At 66.3% G+C, this 1049-nt stretch carries 1 protein-coding gene; it reads right to left on the bottom strand.

Annotated features, from left to right (window positions below; translation table 11 throughout):
- Positions 1-1001: IS630 family transposase (locus DKL51_RS33070; protein WP_124813220.1), on the bottom strand; the 1001-nt coding region annotated here is incomplete at its 3' end.
- Positions 1002-1049: the final 48 nt, after the last annotated feature.

The following is a 1049-nucleotide window of genomic DNA, read 5'->3' as shown; positions in this document are numbered from 1 at the left end:
TTCGGGTCGTCGTTGTGCATGCGCAGGTACTCCTCGATGGCGGCGACGAGGTCGTCGATGCTGCGGAACACGCCACGACGGATCATCTTCTCGGTCAGGTCGGCGAACCAGCGCTCAACCAGGTTGAGCCAGGACGAGCTGGTCGGGGTGAAGTGCAGGTGGAAACGCGGGTGCTTGGCCAGCCATGCCTTGACGTTGGGGTGGGTGTGGGTGCCGTAGTTGTCGACGATCATGTGGATCTGCAGCTTGCGGGGCACGGAGGTGTCGATCGTGCGGAGGAACCGCAGGAACTCGTCGTGCCGGTGCCGGGCGAAGCACTTGCCGATCACCTTGCCGGTCAGCACATCCAACGCGGCGAACAGGGTCGTGGTGCCGTGGCGCTTGTAGTCGTGGGTCATCGTGCCGGCCCGTCCGGGCTTGAGCGGCAGGCTCGGCTGGGTGCGGTCCAGGGCCTGGATCTGCGACTTTTCGTCCATGCACAAGACCACCGCCTTGTCCGGCGGGTTCAGGTACAGGCCCACGACGTCGACGAGCTTCTCCTCGAACCGCTTGTCGTTGGACAGCTTGAACGTCTCGACCAGGTGCGGCTTGAGCCCTCGGGCGTCCCACACCCGCTGCACCGTCGCCGGACTCACACCGACCCTGGCCGCCATCGACCGGCACGACCAGTGCGTCGCCCCCTGCGGCTTCGAGTGCAGCGTCAACTCCACAATCTGGTCGATCGTGGCCTGCGGGATCGACGCCCTACGACCACGGCCCGGCGCGACCCTGCCCAGATCGGCCAGACCACGCTCGGCGAACTCGGACCGCCATGCCCGCACCGTCACCCGGGTCACCCCGGCCAGCACCGCATTGTCGGCGTTGGACATCCCGTCCGCGGCGCGCAGAAGCACCTGCGCCCGCTGCACCAGCCGATGCTCGACCGTACGCGACTTGGCAAGAGACTCCAGCAGTTCCCGCTGGCCGGGTTCGAGCACCAGTGGTGCGGCAGCACGTGTCACGCCCAGAGCCTACTAAAACGGCTATCTATTTGCGAGACAGGACACTAG

The sequence above is a fragment of the Micromonospora globispora genome (assembly GCF_003857015.1).
GTDB lineage: Bacteria > Actinomycetota > Actinomycetes > Mycobacteriales > Micromonosporaceae > Micromonospora > Micromonospora globispora.
The sequence above is the reverse complement of the archived record's forward strand: the minus strand, read 5'-3'. Positions and strand labels throughout refer to the sequence as shown.